The following is an 18,835-nucleotide window of genomic DNA, read 5'->3' as shown; positions in this document are numbered from 1 at the left end:
GTGGCCGCTTTTTATTGGCCCGTCGCCGGGCCCTGGATGCGGATAGAAAAGAGGCCCCTCGCGGGGCCTCTTGCGTCAGGGGATCAATGACCCCCCTTCGCCTTGGGAGGGATCGACTCGTCGAACTCCTTGAGCGGCTCATGCTCGGATGCCAGGAAGGTGTAGATGACCGGCAGCACGAACAGGGTGAACAGGGTGCCGATGGCCAGACCCGCCACGATGACGATGCCGATGCTGAAGCGCTGGGCGGCGCCGGCGCCGGTCGCGTACAGCAGCGGGATCAGGCCGGCTATCATGGCCGCCGTGGTCATCAGGATCGGGCGCAGTCGCACCTTGGCCGCCTGCATCACGGCTTCCATCCGGTTCATGCCGTGCAGCAGCTGCTCCTCCTTGGCCACCTCGCAGATCAGGATGCCGTGCTTGGTGATCAAGCCAACGAGGGTGATCAGGCCCACCTGGGAGTAGATGTTCATGGTGGCCATGCCCCAGGCCAGGGCGATCAGGGCACCGCTGATGGCCAGCGGCACCGACACCATGATCACCAGGGGGTCGCGCACGGATTCGAACTGGATGGCCAGCACCAGGAAGATGATGGCCAGGGCCAGGGCGAAGGTGGCGTAGAGGGCACTACCCTCGGTGACGAACTGGCGTGCCTCGCCCATGAAGTCGTAACGGTAGCCCTGGGGCAGCTTGTCGGCGGCGGCCGTCTCGAACCAGCCGATGGCATCCCCCATGGCGACGCCCGGGGTGGGCACGGCGCCAATGGTGGCCGAGTTGAGCTGGTTGAAGTGGGGCAGGGCGCGGGGCTCGCCGACTACCTCGATGGAGATCAGGCTGCCGAGCGGCACGGCACGGCCATCGGCGGCACGCACATAGTAGCCCTTCATGGACTCGGGGTTGAGGCGGTACTTGCGTTCCACCTGCGGGATCACCTCGTAGGAGCGGCCATCCAGATCGATACGGTTGACGTAGCCATCCGCCATCATGGTGCCCATGGTGACGCCTATGTCCTGCATGGTGATGCCGTAGGCACCGGCCTTGTCCTTGTCGATGCTGATCTTCATGGTGGCCGAGTCATAGTTCAGATCGAGATCCGAATAGACGAACTGGCCACTGGCCTGGGCTGCGGTCAACATCTCGCTGGCCACGATGAAGAGGCTCTCGAAGCTGTTGGGGGTGGTGATGACGAACTGGATCGGCAAGCCACTGGAGGCACCCGGCAGTTCGGGGAACTGGAAGGTGGTGATGGACATGCCGGGGATGTGCTGTACCTGCTGGCCAACCCTGTCGAGCACCTCTTTCTGGCTCGCTTCCCGTTCGCTCCAGGGCTTGAGAGAGGCGATGCCGAAGGCCTGGTTGGCGTTGAACACACCGGAGAAGACTTGTGAATAGGCGATCTCAGGCTGGTCATCCAGGATCTTGTTCACGTCCTTCATGGTGTTTTCTATGTAGTCCAGGTTGGCGTTCGAGGGCGCCGTGCCCAGCACCGCCATGACGCCCTTGTCTTCGGACGGCGCCAGTTCGCTCGGGATGAACTTGAACAGCAGCGGCAGGCTGCCGAACACTATGATGGCGAACACTATGACCACGGGGCGCTTGTGCATCACGGCGTGCAGCATGCGATCGTAGCGCTCCGTCATGCGTTCGAGCAGGTGGTGCACAGTGCTCTCGAACTTGCCCGGCTTGGCATTGGCCTTGAGCATCACGGAGCACATCATGGGGGAGAGGGTCAGGGCTATGATGCCCGACACGAACACGGCCCCCGCCAGGGTCAGGGCGAACTCCTTGAACAGGGAGCCCGTGATGCCACCCATCAGGGCGATGGGGGCGTACACGGCCGCCAGGGTCAGGGTCATGGCGATGACGGGCACGGCTATCTCCCGGGTGCCTATGATGGCGGCCCGGAATGGTTCTTCACCCTCCTTGATGTGTCGGTCGACGTTCTCCAGTACCACGATGGCATCATCCACCACCAGACCGATGGCGAGCACCATGGCCAGCAGGGTCATGAGGTTGATGGAGAAACCGAACATGTCCATCACCATCACTACCCCGATCAGACTCAAGGGAATGGTGATGATGGGGATGATGACGGCACGGAAGGAGCCCAGGAACAGGGTGATCACCACCAGTACGATGGCGGCCGCCTCCAGTATGGTCTTGATGACCTCGTTGATGGATTCGTTGATCGCCACGGTCGAGTCATAGAGGATGTTCAGCTCCATGGTGCTCGGCATGTTGCTCTTGAGGCTGGGCAGCATGGCCAGCACGTCGTGGGCTATGTTGATCGGGTTGGCGGTCGGGGAGGCGTTGATGGCCAGGACCACGGCTTCACGACCGTTGGCGGTGGCGCGATAGATATCGTGGCTCTTCTCCAGACTGACCTTGGCGATGTCGGACAGGCGGATCACCTTGCCTTCCCGGGTCGAGACCACCAGGCGTTTGAGCTCCTCGGTATCCGTGACCTGGGTCTTGGCATCGCCGTTGAACAGCATGAAATAGCCGGTGGACTGACCGGTGGCCGACTGATAGTTGTTGCTGTTGAGCACTGTCATCACGTCGCTGGCGGTCAGATCGAACGCCGCCATCTTGGCCGGATCCAGCCAGACTCGCAGGGCGAACTCGGTCCCCCCGTAGAGATCCACCTTGGAGACGCCGCCCACGGTGAACAGCTGGGGCTTGATGACCCGCTCCAGGTAGTCGGTGATCTGGCTCGAGTTGAGCTCGGGGCTGGTGAAGCCGAGGTAGAGCACCGCTGTGGTGGAGCCGGTCGATGAGGTGACGGACGGGTCCTCAGACTCCTTGGGCAGCTGGGATCGCACCGAGTTGACCTTGGCCAGTATGTCGGACAGGGCGGCGTTGGGATCCGTGTTCAGCTTCATGTAGGCCGTCACGGTCGAGCTGCCAAGCTGACTGGAGGAGGTCATGAAGTCGATGTTGTCTGCCTGGGCGATGGCTTGTTCCAGGGGCTGGGTGATGAACCCCTGGATCAGGTCGGAGCTGGCGCCATAGTAGCTGGTGTTGACCGTGATGACGGTGTTGATGACCTCGGGATACTCCCGCACCTGCATCTTGAAGATGGCCTGGAAGCCGAGCAGGGCGATCAGGAAACTGATCGAGATCGCCAGCACGGGCCGCTTTATGAATATGTCAGTAAATCGCATTACGGATCTCCGCGCTTACAGCATCGGGGTTTGTGCCGGGACGGCCAGGGCGTCGTTCTGTTCGACCTTGACCTTGGTGTCGTTACTCAGTCGCACCTGCCCGGACAGCACCACTTCATCGCCAGCCTTGAGGCCGCTCAGAATATGGGCGTCATTGCCGCGACGCTCGCCAACCTTGACCACCACCTGAGTGGCACGCTTGACGCCGTCCTTCTCCTTGATGACATAGACGTTCTGGCCATACAGGGTGAAGGTGATGGCATTTTGCGGCAGCACTATCTGATCCTTGATGGTCGGCAGAATGATGCTGGCACGGGCGAACATGCCGGAGCGCAGTTTGCCGCCATTGTTCGGGATGTCGGCCTGCACCTGGATCAGGCCGCTCTGGTAGTTGACGGCGGGCTCGATGGCGCTGATCTTGCCGTTGAACTCGGTCTGCGGATAGGCATCCACGCCGATCTTGATGGTCTGGCCCAGGGATATCTTGGAGATATCGGTCTGGGGCACGGTGAAGCGCAGGCGCATCACGCTGATGTCTTCCAGGCGCACTATCTCGGTGCCCGGCTCCATGTACTGGCCGAGGAAGACATTGCGCAGGCCGACGACACCGGCGAACGGTGCACGCACTTCCCGGCGAGCTATAGTCGCCCTCAGGCTCTCGATGTCGGCCTCCAGGGAGCGGTAGCTGGCTTCGGCGTCATCGAGCTGATCCCGGGAGATGGAGTTCTTCTGGTAGAGGTTCTGGTAGCGTTCGAACTTGGCCCGGGCGGCGGGCAATCTGGCGGTGGAGGAGCGCAGATTGGCCTTCTCGACGCTGGAGTCCAGTCCGATCAGCAGCTGGTCAGCCTTGACGGCCATCCCGGATTCGAAGGCGATCTGGTCTATGGTGCCCGCCAGCTCGGTCGACAGCGTGACCCCCTGGTTTGGCTCGATGAAGCCGATCGCCTCTATGGTCGGGGTCCAGTCCTGCGCCTGGGCGACCATGGCGGTCACCGGGAATTCAGGCTCGGGCCGGTTGGCCATGTACTCGGCAATCTTCTTCTGCTTGAACATGTTGAAGCCGATGACGCTGCCAAAGAGGGCGAGCGCGATCAACAACATTATGACCATCCACTTTTTCATGAACAGATTCCTGGTAGAGAGGTTGAGGGTTGTAATATGGCTTGCCAGCTGGCGTGTATGACCGCCTCCTGCTGGGTGTCCGTCAGTTCCAGTTCATGCACCCGGCACTGTTGCATCAGCTGGGCTGCGCTTTCCAGGCTGAGAGTCTGCAACACACGGATCGGCAGATCGATAAACAGTCCCGATGCCCGTCCCCGCTCATAGAAGCGATCCAGGGGTTCCCACAGCGCCAGTATGACGGGGTCCTTCTCCAGCTCACAGGCTAGCGGCGAACTCTCATACTGCAACTTGCAGGTGAGGGCATTGGGGTCGGAGGCAAAGATCTGATGAACATTGAGCCACAGTTGTCGATATTGCGTGAACGTTGTCTCTTCTATATCCACGTCACTCATGATCAGATCATGACATTGTTGGATGGTGTGCCGATAAAGCAGGCGTATCAGGTCTTCCTTATCGCTAAAATAACGATAAATGGTTCCGGTCGCTACCCTTGCTTGCTTGGCGACCATGGCGATAGAGAGGCCATGGAAGCCCTGTTCGGCGAGAATGTCGTGTGCCGCATCGAAGATGCGTTCTTTCTTGTCCATGGCTCTTGTGGTGATCGCATGAATGAACGTTCATTCATTCTAGGATCATGTGGAAGCAAGTCAAGGAAACAGAAGCAGCATAAACGAGCTATCTTGGTGCCGATCTGGGCCTAACACCGGATTAGTGATGGCAATGGATGCCAAGTGACTGAAAAAGAAGCAGTTGAATCGATAAAATAAAAAAAGAGTAGACAAGTTGTCCCGGGTAATGAATAATCCGCCCCGTTCGACAGCGTAGCGCCCGTAGCTCAGCTGGATAGAGCGCTGCCCTCCGGAGGCAGAGGTCACAGGTTCGAATCCTGTCGGGCGCACCATCAAACGTGCGCCGAATAGCGGGCGTGTTGTGGAACGAAAAAAAACAGTTGTGGTGGCTGTAGCTCAGTTGGTAGAGTCCCGGATTGTGATTCCGGTTGTCGTGGGTTCGAGCCCCATCAGCCACCCCATTCAAGCTGAAGAAGTGACAGTTGGTTAGGTACGCGAAGGTGGCGGAATTGGTAGACGCGCTAGCTTCAGGTGTTAGTGCCCCCCGGGTGTGAGGGTTCGAGTCCCTCTCTTCGCACCATACCGACTGAATGCGAGAGATGACCGGCAAGGTCATTTTTTGTTTTTGAATACCAACTATTTCGGTGATTAGCGCAGCCCGGTAGCGCATCTGGTTTGGGACCAGAGGGTCAAAGGTTCGAATCCTTTATCACCGACCATCTTCAGAAAAACCCCGCTTCGGCGGGGTTTTTCGCATTCTGACTCCCTGACTCGAGTCCGCCTGTATCCCACCCCCATTAGACGGCAAGAGTCTCCGGGGCCGGCAGGGGGACCAGGCGACAGACATCCTCATGGCCGGCCCCTTCCATGGCATCGAGCTGGCTGATGAGCAGAGAGCCGATCCCGTTCAGTTGACCGGCCTGGCGCAGGGTCTCGATCAGTCTGTGATGCTGGTTGTCCGTGGCGGTTTGCTCGAAAAAGAGGGGGCTGACGCCGCGCAGTATGGCCATCTGGTTGAGCAGCAGTCTATCGCTGGAGACGGCCCAGAGCGGATTGCCTAGGTGGGAGCGGGAGAGTGCCGTGACGGCATGGCCCTGCCGGGTCAGCACGGCAATGCCGCAGGCACTGTTCTGGCTGAAGACCGCGGTCATGGCGGTCAGGGCCATGCAGCGACCCGGCTGATCACGGTCGATGCAGTGCCGGATGAACGGAGGCGACGGTTGTTCCTGCTCGGCCCCCTGGGCGATGCGAGCCATGGCCTCCACCGCCTCGACCGGATAGTCGCCAGCGGCAGACTCGGCCGAGAGCATGACGGCATCTGTCCCGTCCAGCACGGCGTTGGCCACATCCAGCACCTCGGCCCGGGTCGGCATGGGGTTGCTGATCATGGACTCCATCATCTGGGTCGCCGTGATCACCGGGCGTCCTAGCTGGCGACAACGCTGGATCAATCTCTTCTGCACGCCAGGCAGCCTGGCATCCCCAATCTCGACTCCGAGATCCCCCCTGGCCACCATGATGATGTCGGCGGCGCGAATGATTTCGTCCATGGCCTCGATGGAGGCGACCACTTCGGCCCGCTCCACCTTGGCGATGATGGCCGCCTTGCTGCCGGTGGCGGAGATCAGCTGGCGTGCTTCCAGCAAATCCGTCTTGCAGCGAGGGAAGGAGACGGCCACGAAATCGGCGCCAATCTGCCGGGCAAGCAGAATGTCCTCCCTGTCTTTCTCGGTCAGCGCCGGTGCGCTCAGACCCCCTCCCAGCACATTGATCCCCTTGCGGTTGGAGAGCTCGCCTCCGATCACCACCCGGGTGTGGACCTCTTGCTCCGCTATGTGCTCCACCCTGAGCTGCAGGCGGCCATCATCGAGCAGCAGCATATTGCCGATACTGACTTCGTTCACCAGCTCGGGATAGTCGAGTCCGACCCTCTCCTGGTTGCCTTGGGCGGGGGCCAGGCTGGCATCGAGGATGAATGTCTCTCCCGGCCGCAGTCGGATGCCGCCTGCCGCGAAGCTGGCGATCCGGATCTTGGGGCCCTGCAGGTCGGCCAGTATGCCGATGTGCAGTCCGAGCCGGCTGGCGACCTCGCGGATCCGCCCTGCGACTTGCCTGTGCTGCTCGTGGCTGCCGTGGGAGAAGTTGAGGCGAAAGACATTGGCGCCCGCTCGGATCAGTTTCTCCACCATCTCGCAGGAAGAGCTGGCCGGGCCCAGGGTGGCGATAATCTTGGTTTTGCGCATGGGGTCACTCTCTTGGGTAGTGCAGGAAACAAAAAAGGTGGTCAAGCGACCACCTTTTTTGTGAGCAGGCATCAGTAGTTGACGACTTTCTTGGCATTCCACACCGTCATGGCGAGCAGCATGGAGACCACAGAGGCTCCGAGCCAGAAGTACTGGGCACTGCTGAAGTCATAGTGGGTGACTCCGTCGACCACGCTGGTCTCGATCAGGGCGGCGGAGACCAGCTCCTGGCCGGAGGCGGCGATGTAGGAGCACAGACCGATGAAGCCCTTCACCGCCCCCACTGCCGTCTTGGGCATCAGGTCGCAGGCGGTCAGACCGGCCAGGAACACCACCAGCCCCCCGATGGAGTAGCCGATCAGGGAGAGGGCGACGGCATCCATCATGCGGCTCTGGGGGCCCCAGAACATCAGGCACATGCCGGCGATGTTGGCCAAGCCGTACAGCAGGGTAGGGATATGGCGGTTGGCATTGAACACCTTGTCGGAGATGACCCCGGCCAGGATGGCGCCGATGAAACCGGCGATGGGGTAGGCGGACATGGCGAAACCGGCATCGATCAGGCTGTAACCCTTCTGCTCTTGCAGATAGAGCACAGCCCAGGAGCTCATGGCATAGCGGGACATGTACATACAGGCACAGGCGGCGGCGATGAGCCAGACCACCGGCTGTTTGAGAATGAACAGCTGGGCGCGGCGGATCTCGGCCGGCTCGACCTTCTTGGCGATCTCGGGCTCTTCGCCGAAGGCGACGGCAGGCTCGGGCAGGGCGTAGGTCTGCGGGCGATCCTTCAGGACCAGGTACATCAGGATGGCGGCGATACCGGAGGCGATGCCGGCGCCGATGAAGCCGGCCTGCCAGCCGAAGTAGCTGACGACGGTGGCGGTCAGGATCCAGGAGATGCCTTCACCTATGTTGCGCGAGCCGCCCCAGATGGAATAGACGGAGCCGCGCTGCTTGGGGGAGAACCACTGGAAGATGGAGACGCAGGAGGGGGCCGAGCCGATGGACTGGAACCAGCCGTTCAGGCCCCACATCAGCACCAGGAAGAAGGTGGCGGTGTTCATGCCCATGAAGATGGTGCAGACCGCGGAGGCGCCCAGGGCGACCGACATGAAGCGGCCTATGTTGGCGTAATCCGACAGGAAGCCGTTGGAGAACTTGCCGACCGCATAGGTGAACAGGAAGGCCGAGCCGATGACACCCAGTTCGTCCAGGGTGACGATACCGGCATCCAGCAGAGGCTTCTTGACCACGTTAAGGCTCATTCGAACCACGTAGAACATGGCGTAACCCAGCACCAGGCCCAGGAAGACCTGCCACTGATACTTGCGATAGATGGATCTTATCTTGTCTGGCGAGGCGTCCATGACCGGCAGGTCGGCTCGCGTCTTGAAGAAGTTGAACATGGTGTGTGCTCCGTTCGTGTAGGTAGCGAAAGTGCAGAGGGGCTCTGCCTGTCGGGCACATCTTAGGTAGGGGGAATTGCGGGCGGCAAAATGCGATTTTCGAGTCATTTGTGACTCGGTTGGCGCATTTTACGAGTCAGAAATGGCCTGTTTTGCCTGGTTCCACCAGCGGTGATCAATGACAATAAGAGTCTGGGGGTGGCGGATATGGGTCAGAATTAGCCCATGCCCCCGCTCGAGTATTTCGGCCAGATCCCGAATCTTTGACCGCTCGCACACATTTCGTTGGCATCAGGAGTGACTCAGTACCCATGCAGACCCATCGCCGAATCGCCTCCATCCTGCTTCTGGTCTGCGGCGGACTCAGCATGCCGGCTGTGGCATCCTCGCTGACGGTACTGACCTCCTTCTCCGAGAGCCCGATCAAGGCCATGGTGGAAGGGTTTCGCCAGCGCCATCCCGAGGTGAGGCTGGAGGTGATCTACCGGCGCACCCTGTCGGCCCAGCGTCTGCTGACCCAGGCCGACGGGGCCCCGGTGGACGTGGTGCTCTCCTCGTCGCCCACCTTCTTCCACTCGCTGGACAAGGCAGGCCTGCTTGCCCGATTGCCCGTGCGCACCCAGCCTCCCACCTGGTTGAGCCCCCACATTCTGGGCCTGGATGGCAAGGTGGCCGTGGTCGGTTACTCCGGCATTGGCATCCTGTACAACCGCCGCTATCTGGCCAAGCACCGGTTGCCGGTACCGACCGACTGGCAGAGTCTGGCTGATCCCGCCTTCATGGGGCATGTGATGATGAGCTCCCCCTCCCAGTCCGGTACCACCCACATGATGGTGGAGAGCATCCTGCAGCAATATGGCTGGCGACAGGGCTGGGCGATCCTGATGCAGATAGGTGGCAACCTGTCCGCCATCACGGCCCGCAGTTTCGGCGTCAGTGACGGCATCAGTCGCGGGCTGGCTGGGGCCGGGCTGGTGATCGAGAGCTATGCCCGCACCAGCCAGGCCCACTTCGATTACATAGGATTCACCCCCTTGCACCAGGGAGTGATACTGCCCACCTACCTGGCGGTGATGCAAACCAGCCAGCAGTCTGCGCTGGCGGCCCGGTTTATCGATTTCCTGCTCTCTGCCGAGGGGCAAGCCATCGTCGGCACTTCCGAGATGGCGAAAGTCACTCTGACCGAACCTGGGTTGGCCCAGCAGACCGAATTCGTGCTCGACAAGGAGCTGCTCTATCGCCGTGCCAGTTTGCTGAAGGTGCTGTTTGATCAGACCATCACCCAGCAATTGCCCGCCCTGCGGCTGACCTGGCAGGGCATAGACGAGGCTGGAGCGAACGGGGAACCCAGGCGAGCCGCCCTGATCGCGCAGGCAAGGACACTGGCCAGCACGCCCCCCCTCAGCGAGCAACAGACACAGGATCCTGCCCTGCTGGCGCTGTTTGATGATGTCTACGAGGGGGGCAAGGCGAGCCCGCAGGCGGAACGGGCGCAGCAGAGGTGGCGACAGATGACCCAGGACAATCTGAAGGCAGCCATGGCATTGGTCGAACTGGTGGCGCAGCCATGAGTGGCCGAGGGGAATGGCTGCGCTGGCCCAGTACTCTGGGGCGGCGTCTGATGTTGTCTTTCATTGCCATCACGACCCTGGCGCTTGCCATGGGAGGGACCGCCTATGTGATGTGGGACAGACTCGGTCGCCAGGTGGGGGCTATCGTCGAGGAGAGCCTGCCGGCCATTGAGGGGGCCTACCAATTGGAGCGTGCCAGCTCGCGGTTGCTCCTGCAACTGGCGCAGCTCAGGGACAGCCGGGAGCTGGGGCAACACCAGCGCCTCTCCCGTCAAGTGTCGATGACCATGCAGGAAATGCGACAGGCCTCGCTCTCCAGCACACCGGACAACAGGGAAACCCCGCATCAGCGGCAGAGCTTCCTCGCCTTGGAAGGGCTGGTCGAACGTCATGGGGACTACCTGCGTCGGCAGCTGGATCATCAGACTGCCCTGGCACAGATCCAGAAACACAGTACCTGGCTGCATCAGGATCTGGTGGATGAGGTGGCGCCTCTGCTGCAGGAGGTGGAATGGCATCTGACCGGCATGGTCGAAGACGGGGGACAGCATGGTTCCCTGGGGGAGGTCATCAAGGAGTTCTCCACCCTGCAGGATCTCACCTTCAAGGAGAACGAGCTCCAGAGCCTGGTGACTGAAGTGATGGCGCTACGTTATCAGCAGGATCTGGAGAGTGCCTTCCTGTTCATCGGTTACAAGATAGAAGAGATAGAGACCCTGGCCGCCCGGCTGGCAGATTACCCCTCGACGGTGAGCTATCGCCAGATCCTCAAGGAGATAGTGACTCTGGTCAAACCCGGCGGCCAGCTGCAACGGCTGCTGGCTGCCGACGTGCGGACCCATCAACAGCTGGAAGCGCTGCGGCCCCAGCTGGATGAGTCTGTCTCCCGCTATCACGCCAGGGTCAGCCGGGTGGTGATCGAGGCCAACCAGGCGCTGCGTACCCTGGGTCATGACAGCCATCGCAGGGTGGTGACGGGCAAGACGGTGATCCTGGTGGCGTTGGGGCTTTCTGTGCTGATCAGCGGCTTCGTGCTGGTGGTGCTGATTGGTCGACGGTTGATCCGGCGGCTTGATATCCTGAGCCAGGATCTGGCCCGGGTCGCGGCCGGCCAGCTGGAGCAACCGATCAAGACGGTGGGGCGAGACGAGATTGGACGACTGGGTGAGAGCCTGCGCGGCTTCTGCGAGCAATGGCAGCAAGTGGAACGAACCAATGCCCTCAATCTCATCAACAACACCCAGGCCTCCCTCATCACCTGCCACCCGGACGGGACCATAGAGTCGGTCAACCCGAGTGCATTGGCCCTGTTCCGGCAAGCGAGCATAGAACCGGAGCAGCCCCTGTGGCAGGTTTTCCCCGGTGAGGGGGGGGCCGTGCTGGCGGCCCAGTTCCAGCCAGGTCAACCGCTGCAACGGCTCGGCAGCAGCGAATGCACCCTGGCCGCCGAGTTGGCGGGGCAGGCCCGCTACCTTCATTTCAATTTCCGTCGCTTCGAGCAGGCGCGGCGATCCAAGTTCATCATCACCATCACGGACGTGACCCGCCAGGAGCTGACTGCACGAGAGCTGGGGCGGCTGGTGGAGGAGCGCACCCGGGCATTGACCGAGAATAATCGTCGGTTGGCGGAGGAGGTGGCCCGGCGGGAGCAGGCCCAACGCAACCTGTTGCAGACTCAGGACGAGCTGATTCAGGCCGCCAAGATGGCGGTGGTCGGTCAGGCCATGACCAGCCTGGCCCATGAGCTCAATCAGCCCCTGTCGGCCATGATGACCTATCTCTATACCAGCCGGATGGCACTGGCGGCCGGCGAGTCTCGGCAGCTGGGGCTGGAGCTGGACAAGATAGAGCGTCTCGGCCAGCGGATGGGGCGCATCATCACGGCGCTGCGCAATTTTGCCCGCAAGTCGCCCCAGGCCTGCCCTCTGATCCGGCTGGATCTGCATGAACTGGCGGAACAAGCCCTGTTGCTGGTGGAGACCCGGGCCAGGCGCGATGGATGCCGGTTGCACAACGAGCTCCCCAGAGATCTCTGGATCCAGGGTGACCCTGGCCTGGTGGAGCAGGTCCTGGTCAACCTTCTGGTCAATGGCCTGGATGCCATCGCGGGTCGGGAACTGCGCCAGATCCGGCTGCTGCTGCTCGAACGGGATCCGCGGCTGATCAGGATTGCGCTGTGTGACTCTGGGTCCGGCTTCGGGGAAGAGATGCTGCCCAGGCTGTTTACCCCCTTCACCAGCTCCAAGGAAGTGGGGCTCGGGCTGGGGCTGACCATCTGCCGCTCCCTGCTGGCGCGCTGCGGCGGGGGGATCTGCCTAGGGTCGACCCTGGAGAGAGGGGCCATGGTGGTACTGGAATTTACCGTCGATGAGGCGAGATCGCTGGCGAGCGACGCCGCTCATGACTCATGGGAGTAACTATCATGCGGTTAACGCGAACTCGTGGCACCGACGTGCTGCTGGTGGATGACGATGAGGACGTATTGGAGTCCTATTGTCATCTGTTGAACCTGTCCGGCTATCAGCCAAGGGGGACTGCCAGCCCGGAGCAGGCCTTGGCTTTGCTCGGTGCAGACTGGTCCGGGGTACTGGTGTCCGACATCTATATGCCGGCGATGAATGGGCTGGATCTGCTGGCGCGAGTACGCCAGATAGACCCGGATATCCCGGTGATCCTGATCACCGGTCATGGGGACATCCCTCTGGCGGTCAAGGCCGTCAAGCAGGGGGCCTTCGACTTTCTGGAGAAACCCCTCAATCCGGAAGCGCTGCTGGATCTGTTGGCCCGCGCCCTGGAGCACAGGCGCGCCCTGCTGGCCCATCGCAACGAGATCCAGGCGGCGGTCGAGCATCAGTTGATCGGGACCAGCCCGCAACTCGTCGCCATCCGCCATCAGCTCAATCAACTGGCCCAGACCGACAAGGATCTGATGCTGGAAGGGGAGCCTGGCACGGGTCGACATACCCTGGCCCACCTGCTCCATGGCATAGGTGAGCGTCAGGATCAGCCGTTGCATCTCCATGACTGTGCGGCTGCGCCCGGGGTAGAGCAGATGAAGGAGAGTCTGGCCCTGAGCCATCGTGGCACCCTGGTGTTGCAGGGCCCGGCCAGATTGACCCCTGAGTGTCAGCGCTGGCTGGGAGGGTATCTGCTGGAGCAAGAGCGCAAAGGCAACAAGGCTCAGCGTACCATAGCCCTGTTTGAAGAGGCGCCGGAGCAACTGGTGGCGCAGCAGGTGCTGATGCCAGAGCTCTACTACTACCTTTCCCAGGTGAGGATAAAGTTGCCCAGGTTGGCGGAGCGTAGCTGCGACATCATTCCCCTGTTTCGCTCTTTCTTGCGCCAGGGCTGCAAACGGATAGGCCGCGCCGTTCCCCAGGTGGATCGCGCCTATCTGGAGACCCTCAAGCGCCATCAATGGCCTGGCAATATCCGTGAGCTGCGCAACGTGGCCGAGCTCTATGCGGTGGGCATCATCAAGCTGGCAGGTGTCGAGCGTGCCATGCCAGCCGCCAATGCCAGGGAGCCGCTCGATGACCTGGTGGAGGAGTACGAGAAGCGGATCATCGAAGACACCCTCTTCCTCTTCTCGGGTCGGGTGACCGAAGCCGCCAACTACCTCGGCATCCCGCGCAAGAAGCTCTATCTGCGGATGAAGAAGCACCAGCTGGACAAGGGGTTGTTCAAGCCCAGCAGTTGAGATGCCTGGTGCCGGTCCATGATGGGGGCCTCACAGCTTGAACTGATGGACTGTGGCCGCCAGCTGCTGGCTCTGCTCCGCCAGTTGCGCACTGGTGAGGCGCACTTGCGCCAGCCCGGACAGCATGGCACGACCATTGCCCGCAACCTCTTGCAGACGCCGGTTGATCTCGCCACTGACCTCGCTCTGTTCGTGGGCCGCCCCCCGGATCTGGTCATTCATCTCATTGATGATGGTGATGGCCTGGCGCATCTGCTCAAGATTGGCACGGGTCTGATGGGCCTGCTCGACCACTTGCTGGCTGCGTCGGCTGCTGGCTTTCATCTTCTGCACCGCCTGCTGACTGCCCTGTTGCAGCCGCTCTATCATCTGTTGTATCTCCCCCGTGCTGTGCCGGGTCTTGCTGGCCAGGTTGCGTACTTCGTCGGCTACCACGGCGAAGCCGCGTCCCTGCTCACCGGCGCGGGCGGCCTCGATGGCGGCATTGAGGGCCAGTAGATTGGTCTGTTCGGCGATATTGCGGATCACCGCCAGCACTGAGGTAATGTGGTCGACATCCTGTTCCAGTCTGGTGACCCCCTGCTCCGATGCCTGAATATCCAGGGCCAGTTCCTCCATCGCCGTGACCGTCTGATGCAGCGCATCGCTGGCGCTGTGTACCTGCTGGGTGGCGACGGCAGAGGTGCTGGCCGTCTGGCTCGCATGGACCATCATCTGAGCACTGGTGGCACTCTGTTCTTCTACCGCCGCCGCTATCTGGTCACTCTGCTGTTGTTGTGCCTGCCCGTTGCCGACCATCTGCGTCATCAGGTCGCGCAGTCGATCCGAGGCGGTCTGTACTGTGGTCACAGTGAGACTGACATCGCCGATGATCCTGTGTATCTGGGTGATGAAGCGGTTAAAGGTGGTACCGAGTGAACCTATTTCATCCTGGCTGTGGATCGTCAGCCGCTGGCTCAGATCGCCCTCGCCCTCGGCAATATTGGCCAGGGCCAGCTGCATGTTGCGCAATGGCTGCAGCATGAGCCGGGTCAGCAACCAGGTAAGGCCTATGGCAAAAAGGATGGCTGCCAGTGTACCCAGACTCATCAGCCTCTGGGCGTGCTGGCTGGATGACTGGCTCTGCTGGATCAAGGCTTCTCTGCTCAGCCCTATCCCTCCCTTGAGCAGATTGAGTTGTTTGCGGATGGAGGCGAATTGTTGTTCTGCCTCATCGAAATGGCTGGCCAGGTAGGCTTGAGCCTCCTGGGGATGGGCAAAGACGGCGTCATAATGTGGCAACCAGCGATCGAACTCCGCCAGCATCAGGTCCAAGCTGGCTTGATGTTCCGGACCGAGCAGACCCGCCGCGATCAAGCCCTGCACCTTGGCTAGCCGGGCCCTGGCCTTGCTGCTGTTGTCGACAAATTCCCGATGCTGAAAGGCGAGATTGCGTTCGTTGAGGCCACCGACAATCAAGCCCTGACCGGCGGCGACGATCTGGTAGAGATCCCGGTAGGCATCCTCCAGCGCATTCTGGACGGGTAATATCTGCTCGGTCAGGGCCTGGTTCACTCGCTGCTGTTCACTGAAACTGCGGTAGGCCACCGCCATGACGGCGGACATGGTAAGCAGGACAATCAGGAGGGGGACCCTTAACTTGGCGCTAAACGAGAGGTTGTTCAAGACAGACATGTGGCTTCACCGTCGTGGGATGGGGCTCTTCATTATCGAGAGGAGGGCATGTTTGGGTATCGATCGCGTTCACGGATCGTCGCCTCGGTAGCCAGAATTTGGGTTAGTCGGAACTCAAATTCGTCATTTATTCATCGATTGAACCCAGGTGGCGTTTCTGACCAATAATCAGTGAGCTGACTCTGTGAGGAAATGGCGATGAGGTGTCCAAGGTGCTTGCGCGAAGGAGTTGACAAGGTGCTGGATGAGCGGGTGAGTCGAGCCTGCGCTCTAGGGATCGGGGCGGCGGGGGGCTATGCGGGGGCGGCGACCCTCGCCAAGGTTGGTGCCATTTGGGGTGGTACCCTGGGCAGTGCCGGTACGCCGTTCGGGGCTCTGCTGGGAGCCATCTGTGGTGGGTTGCTGGGAGGGCTGGGGGCAGGAGGCATAGGCTGGCTACTTGGCCGGGTACTGGACAGGCGTCTCTCCGATGAGTTTTTCTGCAAGGCCTGCGAGCACAGGTTCAGGCGCTAGCCAGTGTCGGGGATGGCCGACGGCATGCCCCGACGCGGGGGCATGCCGGTGCGGCTGCGGGTCAGGTCGGCAGCGAGAACAGCTGCTCCAGATAGACGGCCACCCCGTCCTCGTCCGAACTCAGGGTGCGCTCGTGGCGGGGCAGGGCCAGCTTGAGCCGATCGTGGGCATTGTCCATCACCACGCCACGACCCACCATGTTGAGCATCTCGAAGTCGTTCATGCCATCGCCGAAGGCCACCGCCTGAGACATCTCCAGCCCATGCTGGGCCAAGACAGCCTGCACCGCATTGCCCTTGTGCACGCCGGCGTGCATCACCTCGAGACAGTCCGGCAGGGAGAAGGTGACATTGAGCCTGTCACCGTATTGGGCGTTGAGTCGGGCTTCGATGGGCAGCAGCTTCTCGTGCTCGCCGATGTAGAACACCTTGCTGATCCCCTCTTTCGACTGAGTCTGGAGATCGACCAGCCGATAGTTGAAGCCGGATTCGTCATGGAAGCTGAGCAGCCAGGGCAGCTCCTCCTCGACCAGCCACTCATCCCCCTGATAGATGTTGAGGTGGATGTCGGGGTCGCGTGGCAGGGCGATCAGTTCGGCGGCGACCTCCGCCGGCAGGGACTGGTTGAACACCAGCTTGTCCTGCTTGTCATGAACCATGGCACCGTTGGAGGTGATGAGGTAGATGTCCAGCCCGAGGGTATCGCGAATGGTGCGCACATCCACGTGATGGCGTCCGGTGGCTACTACGAACTTGATGCCCTTGGCCACCAGCCGGTGCAGGGTGTCGCGGGTGCGGGGGGAGATCTGGTGCTGCTTGTTGAGCAGGGTACCGTCGAGATCGGATACAACTACCTTGAACATCGTTACCTCGGTTTCGCAGAAATACCGGGGCAGTGTACTCCAGCCATTGGGCTCGCCCCATTTATTTAGGGTTACAAAAAATAACCAGTCTAGGTGCCGTTGACCATGGGTCAACGGCACCTAGTAGCGGCCGAAGAAGTCCAGGACCGCGGTGAGGGCGGGTTGGCGCTTGTCATCGGCCTCGATGAAGAGCTCATGCCAGGCGCCGTCGATGCGCAGGGGCTTGCCGCCCTCGCAGGGGGCGCGCTGGCAGAAGTCGGCCTGGGCCTGGTTGTCGACCACGCTGTCGTCCCCCGCCTGCAGCAGCAGCAGCGGTGTCTTGATGCTGCCCGCCTCTGCCAGGGCCCGCTCAGCCCCCGTCATGCCCTGATGGATCCAGTGCGCCGTGGCGCCTCCCAGCTTGAGCCGGGGGGATTGCTCGTATTGTCGGCGGAAGGCGGCGTAGCGCGCCTCGCTGTGGGTCAGCTCATTGTCGGCGAATCCCTGGTCCTGATAGGCGCCCTGGCCAGGGCCGTAGGGGGGCTCGCCGAACCAGCCACCGACCCTGGCTATGGTGGCGCTGAGCCCCTTGGCAAGCCAGTGGGGCAGGCCGCCGAGATGAATGCCCATCATGGGGGAGGAGAGGGCGGCGGCGCGGATGTCATCGGGCCAGCGTTCCAGATAGCGCGCCGAGATGGCGCCCCCCATGGAGTGGGCCAGCAGGAACAGGCTGGCGGGCTGGTCTGCCAGGATCACCTGGTCGTGAAACTGCTTCAGATCCACCACATAGTCCTCGAAGTCGGCCACATAGCCCTTCTCCCTATTCGCCAGCAGGCGATCCGACATCCCCTGGCCGCGATGGTCTATCAGGTAGAGGCTGTAGCCCTGGCGCCACAAATCCCACGCCAGCTCCTGGTACTTGAGATAGGTCTCGACCCGGCCGTTGACGATGAGGATGGCGCGATCGATCTTGGGCTGGCGCAGGGCGGCATAGCGGATGGTGACCCCGTCCTTGCCTTCAAACTCCCCCTCAACGGCATGCTGGCGCCAGAACTCGGGCAGGGTCTGCTGATAGAGGGCGGGGACGTCGGCTTCAGTGGTCAGCTGGTAAGGATTGCTCACGGCAAGGGCTCCGGCAGAAAACAGGGTCAGGGCCAGCAGGGGAAGAGAGAGGGATTTCATCGGGCACACTCCTGTTGCCAGATAGGGTCGGATGCCATCGTGTCTGGGTGGCAGGTCAAGATGACAGTCAGAGTAGCGGTTTGTCTTCGCCATGGCGATCTCGGGGTCTTCATGACTCCTCTCTGAATGCCTCTTCCTCGTCCCCCAGGCTGGCCCAACCCTTGCGGGTCAGCTGCATCCGTTGCCACCAGGCCTCGTCCGCCAGGATCTCGCCGGCCGGGCCCAGCTGGGGGTAGGGCATCTCTTTCTCTTTGCAGAGCTGGGCATAGACGGGGTAGCCCCCCTCGAACAGTATGCTGTTCTGCTCTTCCAGGTCGAGTGGGCAGCCTCGCCGATAGCAGCCAGCCAGCTCCCGCTGGCGCTGAGCTTCATACAGGATGGCGGCGGCGGCCACAGAGACGTTGAGGGACTGCACCATGCCCACCATGGGAATGACGATATGGTGATCGGCCAGGGCCAGCGCCTCGTCGCCGATGCCGTGCTTCTCCTGGCCCACCAGGATGGCGGTCGGCCTGGTGTAATCGATGGCGCGAAAATCCACTGAATTTTCAGATAGATGAGTCGCAAGTATCTGCATGCCAGAGGCTTTCAGTTCGGCCACTGCGCTGCCTACGTCCGGGTGTAGCTTGACGTCGACCCAGTTCTGGCTGCCGCGGGCCGTGCCCTTGCGCTTGTGGATCCAGGTTTTTGGCCAGACGGCGTGGACCCGATGGATACCGATGGCGTCGGCGGTGCGGACGATGGCGGCCAGGTTGTGAGGCTTGTGGACCTCTTCCATGCAGACGGTCAAATCGAGCTGGCGCTGGGCCAGCATGTCGGAGATCCGTTTAAAGCGTTCAGGTGTCAT

13 protein-coding genes and 4 tRNA genes are annotated in these 18,835 nt (G+C 61.5%); 8 read left to right on the top strand and 9 right to left on the bottom strand.

The window, feature by feature from the left end:
• Positions 1-83: 83 nt before the first annotated feature.
• The 3 genes from BN1119_RS15970 to BN1119_RS15960 are packed head-to-tail and all read right to left on the bottom strand — an operon-like array spanning position 84 to position 4,873.
• Positions 84-3,164: a multidrug efflux RND transporter permease subunit gene (locus BN1119_RS15970; protein ID WP_042000242.1), complete on the bottom strand. Its 3,081-nt coding sequence runs from the start codon at positions 3,162-3,164 to the stop codon at positions 84-86.
• A gap of 15 nt (positions 3,165-3,179) precedes the next feature.
• Positions 3,180-4,286 (bottom strand): efflux RND transporter periplasmic adaptor subunit, encoded by a 1,107-nt coding sequence (locus BN1119_RS15965; protein WP_042000239.1) that lies wholly within the window; start codon positions 4,284-4,286, stop codon positions 3,180-3,182.
• A complete protein-coding gene (locus tag BN1119_RS15960) occupies positions 4,283-4,873 on the bottom strand; it encodes a TetR/AcrR family transcriptional regulator (protein ID WP_042000236.1) in 591 nt (196 codons plus the stop codon). Before BN1119_RS15960 ends, BN1119_RS15965 begins: the two co-directional genes overlap by 4 nt.
• Positions 4,874-5,110: 237 nt before the next feature.
• Here BN1119_RS15960 and BN1119_RS15955 point away from each other — a divergent pair.
• From BN1119_RS15955 to BN1119_RS15940, 4 genes are all read left to right on the top strand, one after another.
• Positions 5,111-5,187, top strand: a tRNA-Arg gene (locus tag BN1119_RS15955).
• A gap of 53 nt (positions 5,188-5,240) precedes the next feature.
• Positions 5,241-5,316, top strand: a tRNA-His gene (locus tag BN1119_RS15950).
• Positions 5,317-5,349: 33 nt separating this feature from the next.
• A tRNA-Leu gene (locus BN1119_RS15945) sits at positions 5,350-5,435 on the top strand.
• Positions 5,436-5,497: 62 nt separating this feature from the next.
• A tRNA-Pro gene (locus tag BN1119_RS15940) sits at positions 5,498-5,574 on the top strand.
• 78 nt (positions 5,575-5,652) lie between these two features.
• Here the strand turns inward: BN1119_RS15940 and pyk are convergent.
• Both pyk and BN1119_RS15930 read right to left on the bottom strand, forming a co-directional pair.
• Positions 5,653-7,098: a pyruvate kinase gene (pyk, locus tag BN1119_RS15935; RefSeq protein WP_042000233.1), complete on the bottom strand. Its 1,446-nt coding sequence runs from the start codon at positions 7,096-7,098 to the stop codon at positions 5,653-5,655.
• Positions 7,099-7,169: 71 nt separating this feature from the next.
• Positions 7,170-8,507 carry an MFS transporter gene (locus BN1119_RS15930; RefSeq protein ID WP_042000230.1) on the bottom strand — a complete coding sequence of 446 codons (1,338 nt, stop codon included), beginning with the start codon at positions 8,505-8,507 and terminating at the stop codon, positions 7,170-7,172.
• Between the two features lie 311 nt (positions 8,508-8,818).
• On the opposite strand from BN1119_RS15930, the gene BN1119_RS15925 reads away from it, so the two are divergent.
• From BN1119_RS15925 to BN1119_RS15915, 3 genes are read left to right on the top strand one after another with little or no spacing between them, the layout of a single operon-like run.
• On the top strand, positions 8,819-10,078 hold the full coding sequence (locus tag BN1119_RS15925) for an ABC transporter substrate-binding protein (RefSeq protein ID WP_042000227.1): 1,260 nt from the start codon (positions 8,819-8,821) through the stop codon (positions 10,076-10,078).
• 50 nt (positions 10,079-10,128) lie between these two features.
• Positions 10,129-12,495, top strand: coding sequence for an ATP-binding protein (locus tag BN1119_RS15920; RefSeq protein ID WP_244463756.1), 2,367 nt, complete (start codon positions 10,129-10,131; stop codon positions 12,493-12,495).
• Positions 12,496-12,500: 5 nt separating this feature from the next.
• Positions 12,501-13,778: a sigma-54-dependent transcriptional regulator gene (locus tag BN1119_RS15915; RefSeq protein ID WP_042000222.1), complete on the top strand. Its 1,278-nt coding sequence runs from the start codon at positions 12,501-12,503 to the stop codon at positions 13,776-13,778.
• Between the two features lie 30 nt (positions 13,779-13,808).
• Here the strand turns inward: BN1119_RS15915 and BN1119_RS15910 are convergent, their stop codons facing one another.
• Positions 13,809-15,452 carry a methyl-accepting chemotaxis protein gene (locus tag BN1119_RS15910; RefSeq protein WP_042000220.1) on the bottom strand — a complete coding sequence of 548 codons (1,644 nt, stop codon included), beginning with the start codon at positions 15,450-15,452 and terminating at the stop codon, positions 13,809-13,811.
• Positions 15,453-15,668: 216 nt separating this feature from the next.
• On the opposite strand from BN1119_RS15910, the gene BN1119_RS15905 reads away from it, so the two are divergent.
• A complete protein-coding gene (locus tag BN1119_RS15905) occupies positions 15,669-15,965 on the top strand; it encodes a hypothetical protein (protein WP_244463755.1) in 297 nt (98 codons plus the stop codon).
• A 61-nt stretch (positions 15,966-16,026) separates the two neighbouring features.
• On the opposite strand, the gene BN1119_RS15900 is transcribed toward BN1119_RS15905, so the two are convergent.
• The 3 genes from BN1119_RS15900 to trmH all read right to left on the bottom strand — a co-directional run bounded on the left by BN1119_RS15900 (position 16,027) and on the right by trmH (position 18,835).
• Complete coding sequence (locus tag BN1119_RS15900) at positions 16,027-16,827, bottom strand: Cof-type HAD-IIB family hydrolase (protein WP_042000212.1); 801 nt, start codon at positions 16,825-16,827, stop codon at positions 16,027-16,029.
• Between the two features lie 120 nt (positions 16,828-16,947).
• Positions 16,948-17,988, bottom strand: a complete 1,041-nt coding sequence (locus BN1119_RS15895; protein ID WP_042000211.1) for an alpha/beta fold hydrolase — start codon at positions 17,986-17,988, stop codon at positions 16,948-16,950.
• 109 nt (positions 17,989-18,097) lie between these two features.
• Positions 18,098-18,835 (bottom strand): tRNA (guanosine(18)-2'-O)-methyltransferase TrmH, encoded by a 738-nt coding sequence (trmH, locus tag BN1119_RS15890; RefSeq protein ID WP_042000208.1) that lies wholly within the window; start codon positions 18,833-18,835, stop codon positions 18,098-18,100.

The organism is Aeromonas bivalvium, assembly GCF_000819765.1.
Taxonomy (GTDB): Bacteria; Pseudomonadota; Gammaproteobacteria; order Enterobacterales; family Aeromonadaceae; genus Aeromonas; species Aeromonas bivalvium.
Note: the sequence above shows the minus strand (reverse complement) of the source record. Positions and strands in the feature narration are given on the sequence as shown.

What these genes read in the sequence shown, in the direction of transcription:
- BN1119_RS15970 (WP_042000242.1), bottom strand. Translation starts at nt 3,164, where the DNA reads ATGCGATTTACTGACATATTCATAAAGCGGCCCGTGCTGGCGATCTCG.
- BN1119_RS15930 (WP_042000230.1), bottom strand. Translation starts at nt 8,507, where the DNA reads ATGTTCAACTTCTTCAAGACGCGAGCCGACCTGCCGGTCATGGACGCC.
- pyk (WP_042000233.1), bottom strand. Translation starts at nt 7,098, where the DNA reads ATGCGCAAAACCAAGATTATCGCCACCCTGGGCCCGGCCAGCTCTTCC.
- BN1119_RS15965 (WP_042000239.1), bottom strand. Translation starts at nt 4,286, where the DNA reads ATGAAAAAGTGGATGGTCATAATGTTGTTGATCGCGCTCGCCCTCTTT.
- BN1119_RS15920 (WP_244463756.1), top strand. Translation starts at nt 10,129, where the DNA reads ATGTTGTCTTTCATTGCCATCACGACCCTGGCGCTTGCCATGGGAGGG.
- BN1119_RS15960 (WP_042000236.1), bottom strand. Translation starts at nt 4,873, where the DNA reads ATGGACAAGAAAGAACGCATCTTCGATGCGGCACACGACATTCTCGCC.
- BN1119_RS15910 (WP_042000220.1), bottom strand. Translation starts at nt 15,452, where the DNA reads ATGTCTGTCTTGAACAACCTCTCGTTTAGCGCCAAGTTAAGGGTCCCC.
- BN1119_RS15915 (WP_042000222.1), top strand. Translation starts at nt 12,501, where the DNA reads ATGCGGTTAACGCGAACTCGTGGCACCGACGTGCTGCTGGTGGATGAC.
- BN1119_RS15900 (WP_042000212.1), bottom strand. Translation starts at nt 16,827, where the DNA reads ATGTTCAAGGTAGTTGTATCCGATCTCGACGGTACCCTGCTCAACAAG.
- BN1119_RS15895 (WP_042000211.1), bottom strand. Translation starts at nt 17,988, where the DNA reads ATGAAATCCCTCTCTCTTCCCCTGCTGGCCCTGACCCTGTTTTCTGCC.
- BN1119_RS15925 (WP_042000227.1), top strand. Translation starts at nt 8,819, where the DNA reads ATGCAGACCCATCGCCGAATCGCCTCCATCCTGCTTCTGGTCTGCGGC.
- trmH (WP_042000208.1), bottom strand. Translation starts at nt 18,835, where the DNA reads ATGACACCTGAACGCTTTAAACGGATCTCCGACATGCTGGCCCAGCGC.